Source organism: Gordonibacter pamelaeae 7-10-1-b (genome assembly GCF_000210055.1).
Lineage (GTDB): Bacteria > Actinomycetota > Coriobacteriia > Coriobacteriales > Eggerthellaceae > Gordonibacter > Gordonibacter pamelaeae.
This window is the reverse complement of record NC_021021.1, coordinates 639,245-641,656: the sequence shown is the minus strand read 5'-3', so window position 1 is coordinate 641,656 and position 2,412 is coordinate 639,245. Positions and strand designations below refer to the sequence as shown.

At 69.8% G+C, this 2,412-nt stretch carries 2 protein-coding genes and 1 pseudogene; 1 reads left to right on the top strand and 2 read right to left on the bottom strand.

All coding sequences use genetic code 11. The features are described from left to right. Positions 1-377, bottom strand: a pseudogene (locus GPA_RS03060) (hypothetical protein); the annotation flags it as partial. 229 nt (positions 378-606) lie between these two features. After that, positions 607-1,026 carry a DUF4145 domain-containing protein gene (locus GPA_RS19930; protein WP_015538897.1) on the bottom strand — a complete coding sequence of 140 codons (420 nt, stop codon included), beginning with the start codon at positions 1,024-1,026 and terminating at the stop codon, positions 607-609. Between GPA_RS19930 and GPA_RS03050 the strand changes: the two genes are divergently transcribed. Beyond that, positions 922-2,316 (top strand): ArsA family ATPase, encoded by a 1,395-nt coding sequence (locus GPA_RS03050; RefSeq protein ID WP_269446299.1) that lies wholly within the window; start codon positions 922-924, stop codon positions 2,314-2,316. The two genes, GPA_RS19930 and GPA_RS03050, sit on opposite strands and share 105 nt — an antisense overlap. The last annotated feature ends 96 nt before the right edge of the window (positions 2,317-2,412 follow it).

Sequence of the window (2,412 nt, the reverse complement as noted above, 5' to 3'; positions counted from 1 at the left end):
TCCGCCTGCGGGAGGGTTGCCGTGGCCCCCGCCGATCCGGCGGCATGCCGGGCGGCGGTCCGTCCCGACGGGTCCGGCGCTTCCGCCTCCGCATCGTCCGAGGCGCCCTTTGCGGGAGGCACGTAGCCGGTCTCGCCCGGCTTCAGCTCGCGCAGCTTCTCGGCCGACGCGGTGAAGAACTTCTTGTACAGCTGCGATGCCACCGCCGACACAACGGAGCCCACGCCAACGCCTATCACAGAGCCGTAGATGCCTATCTGCGAGGCCAGCAGCATGGAGGTGACGGCTGCCAGCGCACCGGCAACGACCTGCGCGATCGACAAGTCATCGAACAGCCTGCTCCTCTTCGCCTTCCCGCCGCCCGCATCTCGCGCCATGCCGCAACCTCCTGTTCGCCTCGTGTCCATACGGGGCCCTCGCCCCATCCGAACATACCGCACCAGCGCGCGGCGGCGGCGTTTTCCACCCAATTGCTACCGGTCGGCCATGAAACGTTCTCACCGGCTCCCCAACATCCGCGTATGCGCAGGCGGCAGGCTCGTGGCGAAACCATGCGGCATCGGCGCGGCAGGGTGCTCGGCACGCCCCCGTCCGCCGGGCGCCGCGCTAGTCGCCCATGGCCATGCGGTAGAAGCTCGTGAGCTCTGCGTCCAGGCGGCGCATAAGCTCGGCGTGCTGGCGCGGGTCCTCGCGGAAGTCCGTCTTGTGAACCGCCGCGTTGCCGTATGTGCGCACGGCGTCGTAAGCGTCCCTGGATGCCGCGGGAATGTTCTCCTGGCTGCACAGGAAGTCGACCTTCTCGTTCAGCGAGTACGTCGAGCGGTTGTTCCGCCGGCAGAAGCACTCGAACTCGGCACCGCGACCGATCTCTTGGTACCGTTCGATGAACGAGTCGGCAACGACCGCGATGATCTTCCTCATATAGAACGCCGCTGCGTCGTACAGACCTGCGTCGGCGGCGCGCAGGGCGCGCTCGCGCAGCTCGTAGGCGCATCGGTAGGCGTTGACGAACACCGGGACGGGCATGTCGGCCCTCCTTTCCGGGCCCGGGGCGCTGCGGCCCCGGCCTTCTCGAACCGCCTTCGCGGCTCCTTCGGCTACAACTGCGCGGACCTTGGGCTGCGGGCGCGCGCATCGGCACCGGTCACTGCGCTCCCCGCGCGAACGGGTCCACGTAGAGGCGCATGCCGTCGGGCAGGCGGACGAGGCCCGCTCGCCGCCGAGGGCCATCGCACGCTGCTGGCCAGCACCGACGCGGCGCACAGCGTGGGCGACGTGCTCGATCGGCGCGTCGGCGCGGCCATCGTGCGCGTGGCGGAGAACCTCGATGCCGTCGAGCTCGACGCCGACCGCATCATGGAGGAGGAGTACGGCGCGCTCGTGGGCTCGGCCCTGTCGATGGCTTCCAGCATGGGCGGGGACGCCGACGACGGGGAGATGCCGGCGATGCCGGGCATGGACGGCCTGTTCGCCCTGCTCAAGCTCATCGACTTCGCGGAGTGCGGCGCGTACGACCGCATCGTCGTGGACTGCGCGCCCACCGGCGAGACGCTCGCGCTGCTCAAGTTCCCGGAGCTGTTCGGCTGGTACCTGGAGAAGTGGCTGCCGGCGGGCAAGGTGGCCCTGCGGGTGCTCTCGCCCCTGTCGAAGAAGCTGCTCAAGCTGGAGCTGCCCGACAGGCGCGCCATGTCGGACATCGAGCGGCTCTACGCGCGGCTCGTCGAGCTGCAGCAGCTGCTCAAAGATCCCGAGCGCACCTCCGTGCGCATCGTGGCGCTGCCCGAGAAGATGGTGGTGGAGGAGACGAAGCGCAACTTCCTCTACCTGAACCTGTTCGGATACCGCGTGGACGGCCTCGTGGTGAACCGCGTGCTGCCCCCCGAGGCGCAAGGCGGCTTCTTCGCCGAGTGGGCCGACGTGCAAAAGCGGTGCATGGAGGAGCTCGCGCAGGTGTTCGGCGACCTGCCGCGTGCGCAGGTCCCTTGGTACGGCGCCGACGTCTGCGGGCTCGAGGCCGTGAGACGGCTCGCGGCCGAGCTGCCCGACGACGCCGTGTTCGCCGCCGCGCCGCCGGTGGAGCACGAGCGCTACGAGAGGACGGACGCGGGCTGGGCGCTCATGCTGGCGCTTCCGCTCGCCGACAAGCGGGCGATGGAGCTCTACCAGGCCGGCGGCGACCTTGTAGTGCGCGTCGGCCCCATGACGCGCTGCATCCCGCTGCCGAACGTGCTGGCCGGCATGGACGTGGCCTCCGCCAAGCTCGACGACGGCGTGCTGCGCGTGGAGTTCGCGAAAGGGGAAGAGGATGAACGCTGAGTTCGTGTCCAAGTTGCTGGACGCCAAGCGCCTCGAGGCCGAGGCCGTGGCCTCGCTCGTGCCGCCGGAGGTGCGCCATGCGGCGGCGTGCGCGGT